The organism is Nodularia chucula CCY0103 (genome assembly GCF_963923915.1).
GTDB lineage: Bacteria > Cyanobacteriota > Cyanobacteriia > Cyanobacteriales > Nostocaceae > Nodularia > Nodularia chucula.
The window spans coordinates 1-16,168 of the sequence record NZ_CAWUOL010000110.1; the positions used below are offsets into that span (position 1 = coordinate 1).

Consider the following 16,168-nt stretch of genomic DNA (forward strand, 5'->3'; position numbering starts at 1 on the left):
CCACCAAGCTTGGTACTTCCGGGGGAATGCGCTAGGGAATTTAGAACGCTATGAACAAGCGATCGCATCTTATGACAAAGCCCTGGAACTTAAACCTGATTACCACCAAGCTTGGCTCAACAAGGGGATTGCGCTAGGGAATTTAGGACGCTATGAAGAGGCGATCGCATCTTATGACAAAGCCCTGGAAATTAAACCTGATGATCACCAAGCTTGGCTCAACCGAGGTGCTGTGCTATGTGATCAACTACAACGCAATGAACAAGCGATCGCATCTTATGACAGAGCTTTGGAATTTAAACCTGATGACCACCAAGCTTGGGAAAATCGGGGGATTGCGCTAGGGAATTTAGGACGCTATGAAGAGGCGATCGCATCTTATGACAAAGCCTTGGAATTTAAACCTGATAATCATTACGCTTGGAACAACCGGGGGATTGCGCTAGGGAATTTAGGACGTAATGAAGAGGCGATCACATCCTTTGAAAAAGCTTTGGAAATTAAACCTGATAAACACGAAGCTTGGGAAAATCGGGGGAATGCGCTAGGGAATTTAGGACGCTATGAAGAGGCGATCACATCTTATGACAAAGCCTTGGAATTTAAACCTGATAACCATTACGCTTGGAACAACCGGGGGATTGCGCTAGGGAATTTAGGACGCTATGAAGAGGCGATCGCATCTTATGACAAAGCCTTGGAATTTAAACCTGATAACCATTACGCTTGGAACTACCGGGGAATTGCGCTGGGGAATTTAGGACGCTATGAACAAGCACTTGCATCTTTTGGAAAAGCTTTGGAAGTTAAACCTGATTTCCATGAAGCTTGGTTCTACCGGGGGATTGCATTAAGACAATTGGGTAGGCTCAAAGAAGCATTTGCCAGTACTAGTAAAGCTAGTGAGATTAACCCTGACTTTGTTATGGCTCAGGCAAAGCAAAATGTTGTCAGTGTACTCCAAAAATTGGGATGGAATAAATTAACCCAATTTTTTAAAGGCCTATTAAGAAGGAAAGTAAATTAAATGCCAGAAACAATTAATATTGAACAAGCAGTATTGAATTATTTACGTATTCTCTCAAATGAGAAGCAACAAGAAGTTTTAGATTTTGTGGAATTTCTTGTCCAAAAAACCGCAAATCTCCGGCAATTAGACAGAGAAGATTCAGATTTCGTTATTACAACAAATCCTCAACAGCAACAACGGTTCTCTCTTCAAGAAATTGCTAGGCTACCTGTGGCAGAACGGCACAAAATACTAGAACCTTTTATTGCGGCCACAGCCGAAGATTTTTTGAATGACCCGGAATTAAAAGAGTTTGCCGTTTTGGATGGTGAAGACTGGGAAATGGAAAATGACTAATCTTCAAAATGGTGAGATTTGGTTAGTGCAACTTGATCCAACCAAAGGACAAGAAATTCAGAAGACTCGCCCTGCTGTTGTAATTAGTTCTGATATTTTCAATTCTATACCAATGCGAATTATTATTCCTATAGCAACATGGCAACCTAAATTCCAAAATCGCCCTTTCATGATTCCTATCCAGAAAAAAGATGAAAATGGGTTAGACTCTGACTCAGCAGGTAATGTGTTGCAAGTTCGTAGTGTAACAACACAGAGATTTGTCAGGTGTTTAGGAAAAGTCTCAACAGCCGTTAAACAAGAATTATTAAATGGTTTAATTATCTGTATTGATTACGCTCCGGAAAGCAATGATTGAGCAGGAGCGTTTATGTAAAATTCGCTCAACTTTCAATAAAATAGACAATCCAGAAACTCTACCATACCGAATAACTGCATTCAGACTGCGTAGGTAGGCTTTGTCTGTGTAGCCCCAGACTTCTAGTATGAGGGTTCTGAAGTTACAATTTCCCCAAAAATACAGATTGCTTCCCCCAAAAGAAAGAGCTTGCACACCAAACCCTGTTGTAAAATGGACATAAGTACACTTTCGGGGGACCATTTACTGGTCAGAAACGCCTATAGAAACTATTTTTGGCAATCTTCAAGGACTAAAATCTAGTCACCTGAAGCAACTACAGCGATTGTACCACCAGCGCATCCCAGGCGATCGCATCACCACGCCTGAATTTTCCCAGCGTCTGGCAGCAATTAGCACAGAAATCAATCAGCCTGTTTGTGCCTACCTCAACCGTCGTGGACAAGTGATGCGTGTCGGAGTCGGTACACCACGCCAAACCCAAATTCCACCGCTAGAATTGCCCCGTTATGGTGCAGAACGTCTGAGCGGTATTCGTTGTATAGCTACTCATCTCAAGCCAGAACCGCCCAATGAATCAGCACTGACGGCGATGGCGTTGCAACGCTTAGATGCTTTGGCAGTGATAAATATTACTGGGACAGGATTTACAAAGCGTGGTGGTGGTTCCACTGGGTACGTCAAAGAAACTTATTTGGCTCATCTAGTATCAAGTAGCAAACACCTCGTATCAACTCCGCAATTGGCAATCAGTGATGAAAAGTCCCTGGCGCAAGACTCAGCCTTATACTCTAGTATATCTCCGCCTATGAGTTTAGATATGCTGTCACAGCATGATTTTATCGACTTGGTGGAAGGTATAGAAGCACAATTCCAACGGGAGTTTGTCGCCCAGGAAGTAGATGCTGACCATGACCGGGTATTGATTGTGGGTGTAATTACTGAAAAAACTACCCCGCAACGATTTCAAGATACCATCCTAGAATTAGCCAGATTAGTGGATACGGCTGGCGGAGATGTATTACAAACATTACAACAAAAGCGATCGCGCATTCATCCCCAGACCGTAGTTGGTGAAGGTAAAGTTGAAGAAATCGCCCTCACAGCCCAAACCCTGGGAGCGAATCTCGTTGTCTTTGACCGCGACCTCTCACCCGCCCAAGTGCGTAACTTGGAAAGAAAAATTGGTGTCCGGGTCGTTGACCGCACCGAAGTGATTTTAGATATCTTTGCCCAACGCGCTCAGTCCCGTGCTGGTAAATTACAAGTAGAACTGGCACAGTTAGGATATATGATGCCGCGACTCAGTGGCCGAGGTCTAGCTATGTCGCGGTTAGGTGGTGGTATTGGGACTCGTGGCCCTGGTGAAACGAAACTGGAAACAGAACGCCGGGCGATTCAAAAACGGATTTCTCGACTGCAACAAGAAGTAAACCAGTTACAGGCGCATCGTTCTAGGTTACGCCTGAGACGGCAAAATCAGGAAGTTCCCTCTGTGGCTTTGGTGGGCTATACCAACGCTGGTAAATCCACTTTGTTAAATGCTCTCACCAATGCCGAAGTTTACACAGCCGACCAGTTATTTGCGACTCTTGACCCTACCACCCGCCGTCTAGTAATTGCTGAGGGCGACACTGGTGCAACGCAAGAGATTCTACTCACAGATACAGTAGGGTTTATACACGAACTTCCTGCTTCCTTAATGGATGCCTTCCGCGCTACCTTAGAGGAAGTCACAGAAGCTGATGCTTTACTGCATTTGGTTGATTTATCCCATCCCGCTTGGTTGAGCCATATTCGCTCAGTTAGAGAAATTTTGGCACAAATGCCAGTAACTCCCGGCCCAGCACTGGTGATTTTTAACAAAATTGACCAAGTAGATAGTGCTACACTAGCTCTGGCTCAAGAAGAGTTTCCTTTGGCTGTATTTATTTCCGCCAGTCAGCGATTAGGATTAGAAACCCTACGCCAACGCCTGACCCAACTAATTGAATATGTTGTTGACACGCGATAGGTTAAGTTTTTCTCTGTCAAGCACAGAATCCCCTTATTTCCTAAAATCAAGAAGTATTAAATCTCATAGAAGACCTTATGGCTGCGAAAGTTGAAATTTACACTTGGAGTTCTTGCCCGTTTTGCATCCGCGCCAAAAGTTTGTTGAAGCAAAAGGGTGTTGATTTTAGCGAATATTGTATTGATGGAGATGAAGCAGCACGGGGTAAAATGTCCGAGAGAGCTAATGGCAGACGTTCACTACCCCAAATTTTTATTAATGATTACCATGTTGGTGGTTGTGATGATATCTACGCTTTAGAAAGTCAAAGTAAGCTGGATGAGCTTCTAGCTTCTAGGAATAGCGCATAGATAGAGATAATTACAGCAGTTTTGATTGAGATCAACTACGGATTTATCTGTGGTTGATTCTTTTTTCAGAGACAACGATTACTTGATGCTAATTAAGCTAAGGTAATTTCAGAAATCCCGGTGATTAAGGCAAACAAAGTGAAACTGGCTTTTATTATTGATCCTATCCATCAGCTTGACCCATGTCATGATACTAGCGTTGCTTTGATGGAAGCAGCACAAATCTTAGGACATGAAATTTGGGTAACTCAGGTGAATTTACTGGGTGTAGTAGATAGCAAGGCTTGGGGGATCTTACAGCAGGTGGAATTGGTTCCTGTGCAGTTAGTGGAGGGACGGTGGATTGCAGCTAATCCTTGGTATAAATTGAGCGCTCCCTGTTTTACTTCTCTAGAATCAATGGACGCTGTGTTTATGCGAACAGATCCACCTGTGAATGATTCTTATCTCTATGCTACTTATATTCTCGACTGTATTGACGAAAATAAAACTCTTGTAGTTAACAGTCCTAGCGGTATCAGAGGGGCAAATGAAAAAATGTATGCTCTTCAGTTTACCAAAGCAATTCCAGAAACTATTGTCAGTGCAGATAAGGAGTTTATTGGCAAGTTTGTAGAGGCTAAGGGAGCAGCAATTATTAAACCATTGGGTAATAAGGCTGGGGAAGGGATTTTATTTTTACAAGCAGGCGATCGCAATTTTAATTCTATTGTGGAACTCAGTACACTCCGTGGTCGATTACCAGTCATGGTACAAACTTATTTACCAAAAGCTAAAGAAGGAGACAAGCGGATTATCCTCCTGAATGGAGAACCAATTGGGGCGCTGAATCGCCTTTCTAGTGGTAGCGACTTTCGGAATAATATGGCCGCAGGTGGTACTGTTGCTCAAACCACAATTACCCCCAGAGAGTATGAAATCTGTACGGAATTAGCTCCAAAATTACGTCAAGATGGCTTAATTTTTGTCGGTATTGATGTCATCGGTGGTTATCTAACAGAAGTTAACGTCACCAGTCCTACTGGCATTCGTGAAATTGACCGCCTAGATGGAACTCGCTTAGGGGAGCAGGTGATTTCATGGATTTCTCAAAGATTATGAGTCACGATGCTTAAACCCCCATAAAGAAATGACCGAATAAATTCGGTCGTAAGTTTTTTATTAAGAACATTCTCAGACTAGAAATTTTCGCTAAAAATTCTCGTCCCCAGCTATTAATTCCGTGGTGTACGGCGATTTCGGAGAAAGTCGGGAATATCTAAGCCAGTTTTTTCTTTAGGTTCTGCCACTGGTGTGGAGGGATTAACTGCTGGTTGCTGTGGCGTTGGCCGTTTGGGAGTGGGATTGACTCTAGCATTAGTGGCGGTTTGGGGCGCTGCTACTGGTATTTCACCTGTAAATCCGGTAGCAATTACAGTGATTCTCACCTCACCTTGCAGCCTGTCATCAATTACCGCCCCAAAAATAATATTGGCGTTGGGATCAACTACTTCATATATGGCTTCGGCGGCCGCATTCACTTCATGTAACGTCAGATCACTACCACCAGTAATATTAAATACGACTCCTCTAGCTCCTTCAATAGAACATTCTAATAAAGGTGAAGAAATAGCGGCGATCGCCGCTTCTCTCGCTCTTGATTTCCCAGAACTTACACCTATACCCATTAATGCCGATCCCGCATCTGCCATCACTGCTCTGACATCGGCAAAGTCAACATTTACCAAACCAGGGATGGTAATAATATCAGAAATTCCTTGTACCCCTTGACGCAACACATCATCTGCATAGCGGAAAGCTTCTTGTACAGGGGTTTGCTCTGGTATTACCTCCAGTAATTTATTGTTAGGAATAATAATTAGCGTATCTACTCTACTTTTTAATCCTTCAATACCTTGTTCTGCTTGAGTGGTGCGACGACGGCCTTCAAACACAAATGGACGTGTCACCACACCCACAGTCAAAGCACCCATTTCTTTAGCCACTTCTGCCACAATTGGGGCTGCACCCGTCCCAGTACCGCCTCCCATCCCAGCAGTGATAAATACCAAATCAGCCCCTTCTAAAGCCGTAGCAATCTCATCTCGTGATTCTTCCGCAGCTTTTTGACCAATAGCAGGATTACCACCAGCACCTAAACCCCTTGTGAGTTTCTGTCCAATTTGTAAACGACTAGGCGCACCAGCCAAAGTCAAAGCTTGAGCATCGGTATTGATTGACCAAAATTCTACGCCTGAGACATCAGACTCAATCATTCGATTAACTGCATTTCCACCACCACCACCGACACCAATCACTTTGATGTTGGCAACCCTACCTGGAACTATTTCACCAATACGGCTATTTTCCGTAGACATTTTTTTACTATCATGGTTTTGTCCAAAGTTCAGCCCAGAATTATTAAAGGGGTTAGTCGAGTTGACTGCGAGCGGAAGCCCCTGCTGTCCCACAGATTGGGTGTTTTTGTAGGTAAGCCCTTGGTTATTATCAAGTGTCATTAGATTTTAGAGAGGTAGATAAACGACTTATTCAGGTGTAATTCACCAGAACCTCCGAGTCGAGGAAGCCCCTGGTTGGAGAAATGAAGTTTCTGATCTAAGAGTCAACTATAGTGAGACACTGCCCAAAAAATTTACGGGACTGTTCTTTATTGTTATCACGAACAACATTGTTCATGAAAAAGTTTACTCTGATATCAGTTTCAGGTTGCCGTGCTGGAGGTCATAGCACAGCTTATTTTACAGAAGTATACCTAGTTTTAATTAAAGCTGATCTGTATAACTTCAACAGGATATTAATATTTTCTCTATTTTGTGGCTGATTTAAAACATAATCACCTCTATAATTTCTGGTTAATGATTAAAATGAGCAGATATCTCTCATTTGGCTAAATCAGTTCATGTGTACTGATGGAGAGGTCGGATTTCTCAAATCAATATATTTTATTTGACTAGAATCCATTTTGGCAGATAGAGATCGCATTTGTGCGAGAACTTTGATTTGTTCGGTTAGCTGAGAACTAAATCCACCAAGATGTACATTCCCTAGTTCTGTTGTCAAAATCAGATTGGTGGGATCTTGCCAATCAATTTCTGTGATTTTTACTGGGCTTTGATTTAATATTGGATACATTTGGCTCCAATGGGAACGATATTGTTCTGGTGAGCCAACAATTTTTAGGGTCGGTAGTTGGAGGCTGGGATTGACTAATTTGTATTTCTCTAAGGGAATTACCACCCCAGTAGCATCTAATAAATCGCCAGATGACTGTTTTTCGGGACTCTCAACTATGGCCACTGGTATCCTTTCCTGAATTTCGATATTTAATCCAGGAGGAAAAAGGCGGCGATTAACATTTGCTTGTGCAATGGTCGGTTGTTCCATCAAAGAGTTGGCGATCGCATGGGGTTGAATCCGCCATAAAGACTGAGGATAAGATATCACCAGTAATGATTCAATCACCGACTCCGGCAGGACTTGATCCCCCGATTTGATCACAATTTGCTCAGGAGTATTTAGCAACCATATCGGTTGCACTGCCACCCATAACAAACCACCAGCCAGGCCACTCAGGGCAGCAGTGCGCCAAAGAGCCTGAATTATTCTCATTTGCTGTTGCCGACGGATTTTTTGCCGGCGCTGGGCTAAATCTTTTTGGGAAACTGATACTATACCAGCCATTCAAACCTCTGTTTCCTTGCAGTCAAATTATCAAATAGGCTCGGAACATTTAGATTAATTAATCAACTTCTCAGTATGGATTAATCTTTTTGCTCTAGATGCTTGGCGAATTTACATTCAATTTATGCGTATTCCAGTCCGATAATTCCTCAGTAGATGGTCAGAAAAATTAATACCTTTGTGATGATGACGGCTGTACAGCCGAGTCCAACGTCAGACAAAAGAGATTAAGCTCTATATTAACTGAACCCCACTTGATTGATAGACAAGAGTCCTGGAAGGTTGCTGGATCTGAATGTTCCATCAACAGCATCATCTGAGCCAGAACCACTGAAATTTGAGATTGATGAGTTAAGAATTATGAAGAAGAATAAATTTTTAATTCAACCTCCAAAACTTTTTTTAGCTTACCAACTCAAGGAGCGATCGCCTTCCAATACATCATGATTATCTTCCTCAACGCCATCATTCTCCAATGCTGCTGCTGGCAAAATCCCTAAAAATGCTTTCAGTCTCATCCGTTCAATATAAGGCCAGCCACCTTCAGACTCAATATCTTTGAGCAAAGAATATAATTTCTGGCGATTATCAGGCAAACTTTCTTGAAAAGCACTATCCCGAATGTCTCGATGTAACTGTTCTAAGTGCCTTAATAAGGTTAAAAGAGCGACACTATCGCCTTCAGCCAGTTTAGCTACATCATGCACCGCCGTGGCGATCGCTTCTAATTTTGCCGATAAATTTCCTGATTCCAAATCATTACCCTGAGTCATGCAACTATCTCCATCTAAATGAGGCCTACTCAAATTTACCGAAGATTCTCCGTTTTTATTCGTGATCAGAGATTTTGCTGTGCATAAATCTATAGATAGACAAGAATAACAACAACCTTCATCAGCCAAGATTCAGTTATAGAGAAAGTTTTAGCCCTAGTTTTATTTTCCCAACACCAACAACCCTAATCCCTACTACAAGATAATTATCACCTCCATAACACCCTCAAAGAGAGTTAAATATAATCAAGTATTTTTACATCAGACAAGAGAGCTTTGATCTTGAGTTAAAAAAAATCGTATGATTTGGCTAATTTCCCTATAACGCAATGGACCGTATCTGTATGTAATGGCAACAAGTCAGATCATACAGAACCATTTGGGCAACACTGAAAATGCCACAGGCATTAATTCGACAACTTAGATATTAAATTTTGAGATTGAGGTTGACATGAGGTATCGCGCTTTAATTGTTGCATTCTTGGCTGTATGCCTGGGACTATTAACTGCTTGCAGTGATGCTCCCACTGCTTCCAATGGTAGAGATGTACTGAGTTACGAACAAATTCGTGGCACTGGTTTGGCTAACAAATGCCCCCAACTGACAGAAACCAGTCGTGGTTCAATTCCCCTTGACTCCAGCCAATCCTACGCAATCAGAGAACTTTGTTTAGAACCAACCACCTTCTTTGTCAAAGAAGAACCTGCTAATAAACGGCAAGTTGCAGAATTTGTACCTGGAAAATTGTTGACCAGATACACTTCTACCATTGACCAAGTACAAGGAGACCTAAAAGTTAATCCAGATAACAGCTTGACCTTTGTAGAAGCTGATGGTTTAGACTTCCAAGCCATCACCGTTAAACTTCCTGGTGGTGAATCAGTACCTTTTCTCTTTACCATCAAAGATTTAGTTGCTCAAACACAACCTGGTTTGACCAGTATCAACACCTCGACAGATTTTGAAGGTACTTTCAAAGTTCCTTCCTACCGTGGTGCTTCTTTCCTAGATCCTAAAGGTCGTGGTGTAGTCACTGGCTATGATAATGCCGTAGCTCTTCCCGCCCAAGCTGACGACGAAGAACTCACCCGTGCCAATGTTAAGCGTGTTGAAACTCTTGATGGCATCATTTCTTTACAAATAGCTAAGGTAGATAGCATTAGTGGTGAAATTGCTGGTACTTTTGAGAGCGAACAGCCATCTGATACTGATTTAGGTGCTGGTGAACCCAAAGAAGTCAAAATTCGAGGTCTATTTTATGCGCGGGTTGAACCAAATCGTGCATAACCACTCTGGAATGATTTTGTAAATTATTCATTTTGTTCTCAATACTCTACCCATTTGTTTCCTTTGATGTGGAAGCAGATGGGTTTTTTTATAGCTGGGGAGTGGGGAGTGGGGAGTGGGGAGTGGGGAGTGGGGAGTAGGGAGTAGGGAGTAGGGAGTAGGGAGTAGGGAGTGGGGTAAAAGCCTTTTACTGATCTCAGGCATGATCTGAGTTTTGAACTTATGGAGAATAAATACCAATTAATTTTCAATAGAAAACTTCAAATTAATTTGATTAATCAAATACCAGTATTTTTACTGATAAAAATAAATTTCACCACTAGCAAAATTATGGAAACAAACTTATACGTGAAATTAATAAATGAGTAAAGTTAAGTACAATCTCGGTTTGTATATCGACCCATAATTCTATATTTTGTTTATATGTGGAGTCAAAATCCATAGAAATTAACAAACCTAAATAGCAATCCAAAACACCAATTGTACCTACTGGGATTTTGCTAAATTGTCAGAAAAAACAAGTCTTACGGGAAAATATGCTGATCTCTACTATATCTTTCTAAAAAGAAAAACATAAACTTTTCCTTGTAAGTTTGACAATTGCAAATTTTTTAAGCGGGTGTTCATTTAATTATTTTAATCAATAGATGTGGTGTTATGCCTACTACAATGCCTACTAAAACCAGCAACGAACTCAAGAATGAAATTTGGCAGTTATTGCGAGAGTATGAAAAATCTCGTTCAGAAGTTGTTCGGAACAAACTGGTAAAAATAAATTTTGGACTTGTCAGAAAAGAAGCCTACTACTGGATAAATCAATGCTCTGAAAGTTATGATGATTTAGTCCAAGTTGGTTACTTAGGTTTGATTCGGGCTATTGAAAAATTTGAAATGTCCAAAGGACACGCCTTCAGTTCCTTTGCTACTCCCTACATTCGGGGTGAGATTCAACACTATCTTCGAGATAAAGGCGTAACAGTCAGAATCCCTCGGCGCTATTTAGCAATACAACAGCAGGCTATAGGTGTATCACGAGATTTATGCGAAAAATATAATCGCCAACCTACAGAGTCTGAGTTATCAGCAGCATTGGATATTTCTCTAGATGAATGGCAAGAAATCAAACTAGCATGGGTGAATCGCTCCCCCCTGAGCTTGGATATTCCTATTGTAGATGGAGACGAAGGGGCTACCAGTCTGGGAGAACTAGTTCCTGATCCTAAATACCGCAGTTTTCAACTAGCACAAGAAGATCAAATTCGCCTGCAACAAGCACTGTTTCAATTAGAAAAATGTACTCGTGACGTTGTAGAGTGCGTGTTTTTACAGGACTTGACTCAGAAACAAGTGGCAGAACATCTGGGGATTAGTGTAGTCACGGTTTCCCGCCGAGTCAAAAAAGGACTGGGGTTGTTAAAGAAACTTATGGTATCGGCAGAAGATTAACCACTAACCTTGTTAATTGCCATGTATTCTAGGCTATTGGTGCTAAAAATAACTGGAAAAATTGATAAAATAGGTTATAAAGGTAACATAGGTTGCCTAAAATACAAATAGGTAATATCTAGATTTTCCCAGAGCTTTTGAGAACGGCTAATGGACAAAAATTTCCCAATTGCATTTGTAGCTTTTTCATGGTTAGCGATCGCTGGCTGTACTATCGGAGATACACCAGAAGTTACTAATCCTACCCCTACTCCTGCACCAGTCACAGAATCAACACCAGCAGTTGAGGAACCCTTTAATACTCCTGTGGTAACTGGCGAACCCACAACTACTTCTGCTGCTAACTTAATTCAATCAACTAGTGCCACAGAACGTTCACGCATAATATCACAGGGGCGAGATGATCCATTTGCAGGAATTGTTCAACAGATTCCTCGTCCAATTGCGGAAACTCCTACTGAGCGCACACTAGTATCACCTCAAGGAGTTCTGAGAATACCTCCCCTCCCGACTCTCACGGAACCACGAGAACCATTACGGCCCAGCACTGCTCCCACCGCCAGAACAGCACCAACCACAGCTACAACAGCTAGGGCTTCAACTCCACAAACAACAGCATCCACCAGGTCTGCGACTCAGAATCCTTCAATCCGACCAGACATTATGGCAGGAATCTTGCCAGATTTGACTCTAGGAAGTGAATTACCACCACCACCACAACCTGAATTAGCTGAAGGAGTAATGGTAACTGGAGTAGTGCTAATTGGTCAAAAAGCCCAAGCAATTATTAAAGTACCTGATGAACAAACAAGTCGTTATGTACAAGCGGGACAACGCTTAGGAAACGGTCTGTTAATTAAACGTATTGAAATGAATGAAGGTTCCAATCCCATTGTTATTATCGAACAATATGGGATTGAGGTTGCCCGAATGGTTGGCGAACAGCCAATTGATTCAGCATCATCAGCTAATAATCTTGGAGCATCGTAAATATATGAAAACTCCAGAAAAAATCGCATTCCCTGGTTTATCTCTAGCTGTTTATCGAGAAATAGCCGCTCATTTGCGTCAAGTCGAAGGTATAGAGGTTAGCTTAATTCCCCAAGCATCTGCAAACTTTGATTACAATCAAAGTCAAGTTGCGGGGTTAAGCATTTCAGGGATAGATAATTCTGGGTTAGATGATCAGCAACGTGTTCAGCAAATTTTGTCTTATTATCGAAACTGTTACCATTTTTGACATACTCACGGAGCTAAAGGTGGGGGGAGGCTTGAAGTTTCAGCAACTGATGCTACTGTTTACCCAGCGTCACCCATGGCGATCGCCATTGAATCAGAAACATACACAGCAACCCCTTAAAATCTGCTTTACCCCTTTAGGGAAACTACAAAAAATCAACTAATTAAAGGTTTTGTGAAGCAGAGATTAATCTTGCCCTAATTTTCAGCAAATAGTAATATTGGAAGGTGCAATTGCTAGTTGCTGAGGTAAACTTGCAAGCAAGATCATTACAATCTTACTCAGCTGCTCTTCGGTCTGGGCTTAATTCATAATGGAACAATGGCAATTTCTAATACAGAAACAGGGCGATCGCTCTTGGCATAATCTGGAATGGCCAAATTTAGAAATTTCGGCAGGTTGGTACAGAGTCTTGGCTCGGTCTCACCTACGTAATACTGACGTAGAAATACGGATAACTCATTCCTCAACTCTAGAAATTCCAGCCAAGGTGCGAATTGAAAAGCAACTGCGGCGCACAAACTCAGAAGGCTTAATCCCAATTATTCCTTTTACCCATCTCCAAGCCGGAGTTTGGGAATTGCAATGCTCTGGAAATTTAATATCGGATTTATTCAGTAAATCTTGGGAATATGGCATCTGCTTACAAGTAAAACCTAGTGAATATACTGAGATGATGGCAGAATGTCACACCGCAGAAAAACTAGAGTCAAACTTACCCCGTGATGCAGATGAAAAACTAACATCAGAAATTGCAGCAGAACCTGAAATTAGGGATTTATCAACTGCAAATCCAAGTAAAAGTACGGAAATTCATCAGCCTGTCAGCCCAGTTAGCCTCAAAGGTGAAACTGCGGAGCAGATTCTCCATAACTTAATTGATGTTGCTTTGCCTAGTTCCGAAACTTTCTTAAAAGATAATAAAGAAGAGACTTTAGCAACAAAATCACCAACAGCCCTATTATGCTTGACCTTAGATAGGGAAAATCACTTGGCTCATTGGGGAGAAATATTTGTCATTCATGGGCGAATTGACAAACCCCAGGAAAAAAATCCAGAGGGTGAACTAGTTTACTCCGGTATTCTGTATGGCTTGGAATTAGTGATTGAACTGCGATCGCCCTTAGCCTCAGAAATTTTAACCCAAGTTCGTCAGCCTCTACCAAATAGCCTATTACCCATTACAATCAGCTCTGCAATTGATATCCCCGCCGATTGTGAATCCCAATTAATTTTGGCAGACATCACGTTGTATGGCGCACTCACAGAATTGGGGGAAGTATTACTACTAGCTAGTCAATCTTTTACAATTACAGCAGATGTCACACAATTATTAGAAGCTGCCAAAGCCGCTAAAGTTAGGGAACAAAATTTATTAGATCAGTCTATAGCACCTGCAAAAGCTCCAGAATCGTCTATTAACATTGACTTAGGACTTTTCAATCTAGCTAAAACTCTACAAACAAACCATTCTCCATCTACTCAAATTTCCTCCAAGCAGTTACTACCTCCTCAACTTAATCCCTTACAATTAGCAGCAGACTCCCGGCGAGTGTCTCAACTCAATCAATTAGCCGATTCTCCTGTACCCCAACTGCCAAAACTACCGGAAACCCAACTCACAGATCAACTTCTCTTAACAGAAGGTGTTGATACCACTGATGAGGAAATACTATCTCTGATAGATCAAGAACTGAAAGATCAACCAAATACTGTAGCTCCCATCAACTTATCACAGTTGCTGATTAAACATCATCCTATGCGGATGCTGAACAGCAGTTTTCCATACTTGAAACGTCGTCAAGTTTTACCTGTCAACACAGAAGAAATTGCCAGTAATACACCAGAGACATTAGCACTCCCAGCTGCTGAGGATTCGCCAGAATTATTCAGTAGTGATCAACAGCTTGAAAATGATTCACTAACAGAAATATCTCTCACCCCAGATTTAGAATTAAATTCAGAGGCTCATTTATATTCATCTCCCCTGCTGAGAAAGTGGATACAAAGCCAAGGATATCCCCTTCCAGAATCTGTGATTGAGGTTTTAGATCAGCAAAATGTCCCCTCTGAACAGATGCTGCTTTTAAGTCCTAGTGTGGAAATAGACTCATCACCTGACTTAGAACCGGAAACGGATATGACAGCAGATCAAAGATCATTGGGGGCAAATTCTACAGAAATGCCAAATTTAGAAGCAACTGTGGAAATTGATGAGATGCCAATATTAGAAGCATCAGACCTAGAAGATATATTAGAACCAGTTTCTCTACCTCCTCCGGATTTAGAATTACCACCTGTTGAGGATCTGACAACCCCAGATTGGTTAACTCAAGAATTTGTGGTGGAAGACACATACACTCAATCAACGGGAGATGTGATAGAAAGCCATTCCTCTGTAATAGAGGAACAACCAACTTCAGATTTATCTCATACCCCACTTATCGAAGGAAGTATTGCTGAACCTTTGCCAATTCCTCAGCTATATGTTCCAGATGGTGAACTTGTCGCTGGTACTTCTGTGAGGGTGCGGGTAGAATTACCTGTGGTCTCTCCAGAAATAGTGGTGAAGGTATGGATGAAAGATTACCAAACTCGCTGGTTACTAGATAATCCCCATTTATTGAGAGACTTTTTACCTAATCCCTTGGGAAATTTGGAAGTGACGACTAAATTAAATATTCCCTTTGGTTGCATGGAAATTATGGTGGAGGCGATCGCATACCATCTCACCACCCAACAAGAAAGTCACAAAGTTTCAGTAGTGCGGAGTGTCATTCCTCCCGACTTACCCAATTTCCAGTTAGATGAATTACTGGGGATCTGACTTCCATCCGTCACCCTTGTGTTAAAAATTTTGAGAATTTCAAAAATCAGGCTAATTTTGCAGTAAGCTCGTTTTCGAGGATAGTCTAATTATTCAATAGGAAAGTTAACTATGGCAGCTTCATTTTTGCCTTCTATCTTGGTTCCTCTGACTGGTTTAGTTTTTCCAGCAGTGACAATGGCGTTTTTGCTGTTATACATCGAACGCGATGATATCGCTTAATCGCTGATTAAAACGATCCCACGTCCCCAGGCGTGGGATTTTCAGCTAAATTATTTAGTATAGAACTGCTTTTACTATATTCAAACTCATTGCTAATAGACAAAGGATTCCCACTGCATAAGACAGGAACCGCCAAGGCTGCAAACCGAGAAGATACATTAAGGTATGAAGTATCCGCGCGATTGTAAAAGTCGAAAACAGCCAAATTGCAGATCCAGGCGATGCTTCGGTTAATACATACGCTATTCCCAGACCAATAAATATGGGAATGTTCTCTAAGTCATTTAGCCAAGCTTTAGCCGCTCGTTGGACTTGTGGTAGATCCTCCTTCGCAGGCGGCTTATTAAATACTGCTGAGTCTTCTGGGTTGACAAATTCACCTCTGCCAATTCGATAAAATCCTTGATAAGCTGAAAGCGCAAACATTTTCAGAAATAGCGCTACAACGCACAAGGAATACCAATCAAGAGCGCTTCCCGTCGTTCCATGCATAGAGATTACCTGTTACTGCTACTAAACAATACATTGTTTGAATAATATAGTTAAAGACCTTAACGGGTGACAACATAGCTAGACAGCTTGTTGAATAAGGGATAGAGCCTG

At 41.7% G+C, this 16,168-nt stretch carries 16 protein-coding genes; 12 read left to right on the forward strand and 4 right to left on the reverse strand.

Annotated elements, in window-relative coordinates; all coding sequences use genetic code 11:
• The 6 genes from ACM0OP_RS21280 to gshB all read left to right on the forward strand — a co-directional run.
• A partial coding sequence (locus ACM0OP_RS21280; protein ID WP_414530407.1) for a tetratricopeptide repeat protein occupies nt 1-1,027 on the forward strand: 1,027 nt, incomplete at its 5' end.
• Nucleotides 1,028-1,366, forward strand: a complete 339-nt coding sequence (locus tag ACM0OP_RS21285; RefSeq protein WP_414530408.1) for a hypothetical protein — start codon at nt 1,028-1,030, stop codon at nt 1,364-1,366.
• Complete coding sequence (locus ACM0OP_RS21290; RefSeq protein WP_414530409.1) at nt 1,359-1,724, forward strand: type II toxin-antitoxin system PemK/MazF family toxin; 366 nt, start codon at nt 1,359-1,361, stop codon at nt 1,722-1,724. The genes ACM0OP_RS21285 and ACM0OP_RS21290 overlap by 8 nt, the downstream gene beginning before the upstream one ends.
• Nucleotides 1,725-1,986: 262 nt before the next feature.
• Nucleotides 1,987-3,738: a GTPase HflX gene (hflX, locus tag ACM0OP_RS21295; protein ID WP_414530421.1), complete on the forward strand. Its 1,752-nt coding sequence runs from the start codon at nt 1,987-1,989 to the stop codon at nt 3,736-3,738.
• A gap of 77 nt (nt 3,739-3,815) precedes the next feature.
• A complete protein-coding gene (grxC, locus tag ACM0OP_RS21300) occupies nt 3,816-4,088 on the forward strand; it encodes a glutaredoxin 3 (protein WP_414530410.1) in 273 nt (90 codons plus the stop codon).
• 138 nt (nt 4,089-4,226) lie between these two features.
• Entirely contained in the window at nt 4,227-5,189 is a 963-nt protein-coding gene (gene gshB / locus ACM0OP_RS21305) for a glutathione synthase (protein ID WP_414530411.1), read from the forward strand.
• 113 nt (nt 5,190-5,302) lie between these two features.
• Here gshB and ftsZ read toward each other — a convergent pair whose 3' ends face one another.
• The 3 genes from ftsZ to ACM0OP_RS21320 all read right to left on the reverse strand — a co-directional run bounded on the left by ftsZ (nt 5,303) and on the right by ACM0OP_RS21320 (nt 8,542).
• The gene (gene ftsZ / locus ACM0OP_RS21310; RefSeq protein WP_414530412.1) at nt 5,303-6,586 is read right to left on the reverse strand and encodes a cell division protein FtsZ; all 1,284 of its coding nucleotides are present in this window, start codon (nt 6,584-6,586) and stop codon (nt 5,303-5,305) included.
• A 394-nt stretch (nt 6,587-6,980) separates the two neighbouring features.
• Nucleotides 6,981-7,769 (reverse strand): cell division protein FtsQ/DivIB, encoded by a 789-nt coding sequence (locus ACM0OP_RS21315; RefSeq protein ID WP_414530413.1) that lies wholly within the window; start codon nt 7,767-7,769, stop codon nt 6,981-6,983.
• Between the two features lie 407 nt (nt 7,770-8,176).
• Entirely contained in the window at nt 8,177-8,542 is a 366-nt protein-coding gene (locus ACM0OP_RS21320) for a hypothetical protein (RefSeq protein WP_414530414.1), read from the reverse strand.
• 451 nt (nt 8,543-8,993) lie between these two features.
• Between ACM0OP_RS21320 and psbO the strand changes: the two genes are divergently transcribed.
• The 6 genes from psbO to psaI all read left to right on the forward strand — a co-directional run bounded on the left by psbO (nt 8,994) and on the right by psaI (nt 15,565).
• A complete protein-coding gene (psbO, locus tag ACM0OP_RS21325; protein ID WP_414530415.1) occupies nt 8,994-9,830 on the forward strand; it encodes a photosystem II manganese-stabilizing polypeptide in 837 nt (278 codons plus the stop codon).
• Nucleotides 9,831-10,499: 669 nt separating this feature from the next.
• Nucleotides 10,500-11,276: an RNA polymerase sigma factor SigF gene (locus tag ACM0OP_RS21330; protein ID WP_414530422.1), complete on the forward strand. Its 777-nt coding sequence runs from the start codon at nt 10,500-10,502 to the stop codon at nt 11,274-11,276.
• Between the two features lie 150 nt (nt 11,277-11,426).
• Nucleotides 11,427-12,266, forward strand: coding sequence for a hypothetical protein (locus ACM0OP_RS21335; protein ID WP_414530416.1), 840 nt, complete (start codon nt 11,427-11,429; stop codon nt 12,264-12,266).
• A 4-nt stretch (nt 12,267-12,270) separates the two neighbouring features.
• On the forward strand, nt 12,271-12,516 hold the full coding sequence (locus tag ACM0OP_RS21340) for a hypothetical protein (RefSeq protein ID WP_414530417.1): 246 nt from the start codon (nt 12,271-12,273) through the stop codon (nt 12,514-12,516).
• Nucleotides 12,517-12,829: 313 nt separating this feature from the next.
• Nucleotides 12,830-15,343 (forward strand): hypothetical protein, encoded by a 2,514-nt coding sequence (locus ACM0OP_RS21345; RefSeq protein ID WP_414530418.1) that lies wholly within the window; start codon nt 12,830-12,832, stop codon nt 15,341-15,343.
• Nucleotides 15,344-15,454: 111 nt separating this feature from the next.
• Nucleotides 15,455-15,565, forward strand: coding sequence for a photosystem I reaction center subunit VIII (gene psaI / locus ACM0OP_RS21350; RefSeq protein WP_414530419.1), 111 nt, complete (start codon nt 15,455-15,457; stop codon nt 15,563-15,565).
• 54 nt (nt 15,566-15,619) lie between these two features.
• Here the strand turns inward: psaI and ACM0OP_RS21355 are convergent, their stop codons facing one another.
• Nucleotides 15,620-16,057 carry an MAPEG family protein gene (locus ACM0OP_RS21355; protein ID WP_414530420.1) on the reverse strand — a complete coding sequence of 146 codons (438 nt, stop codon included), beginning with the start codon at nt 16,055-16,057 and terminating at the stop codon, nt 15,620-15,622.
• Between the last annotated feature and the right edge of the window lie 111 nt (nt 16,058-16,168).

Coding starts and splice junctions, on each gene's coding strand:
- ACM0OP_RS21285 (WP_414530408.1), top strand. CDS start 1,028: ATGCCAGAAACAATTAATATTGAACAAGCAGTATTGAATTATTTACGT.
- ACM0OP_RS21290 (WP_414530409.1), top strand. CDS start 1,359: ATGACTAATCTTCAAAATGGTGAGATTTGGTTAGTGCAACTTGATCCA.
- ACM0OP_RS21335 (WP_414530416.1), top strand. CDS start 11,427: ATGGACAAAAATTTCCCAATTGCATTTGTAGCTTTTTCATGGTTAGCG.
- ACM0OP_RS21345 (WP_414530418.1), top strand. CDS start 12,830: ATGGAACAATGGCAATTTCTAATACAGAAACAGGGCGATCGCTCTTGG.
- grxC (WP_414530410.1), top strand. CDS start 3,816: ATGGCTGCGAAAGTTGAAATTTACACTTGGAGTTCTTGCCCGTTTTGC.
- ACM0OP_RS21330 (WP_414530422.1), top strand. CDS start 10,500: ATGCCTACTAAAACCAGCAACGAACTCAAGAATGAAATTTGGCAGTTA.
- ACM0OP_RS21355 (WP_414530420.1), bottom strand. CDS start 16,057: ATGCATGGAACGACGGGAAGCGCTCTTGATTGGTATTCCTTGTGCGTT.
- ftsZ (WP_414530412.1), bottom strand. CDS start 6,586: ATGACACTTGATAATAACCAAGGGCTTACCTACAAAAACACCCAATCT.
- ACM0OP_RS21340 (WP_414530417.1), top strand. CDS start 12,271: ATGAAAACTCCAGAAAAAATCGCATTCCCTGGTTTATCTCTAGCTGTT.
- ACM0OP_RS21320 (WP_414530414.1), bottom strand. CDS start 8,542: ATGACTCAGGGTAATGATTTGGAATCAGGAAATTTATCGGCAAAATTA.
- psbO (WP_414530415.1), top strand. CDS start 8,994: ATGAGGTATCGCGCTTTAATTGTTGCATTCTTGGCTGTATGCCTGGGA.
- ACM0OP_RS21315 (WP_414530413.1), bottom strand. CDS start 7,769: ATGGCTGGTATAGTATCAGTTTCCCAAAAAGATTTAGCCCAGCGCCGG.
- psaI (WP_414530419.1), top strand. CDS start 15,455: ATGGCAGCTTCATTTTTGCCTTCTATCTTGGTTCCTCTGACTGGTTTA.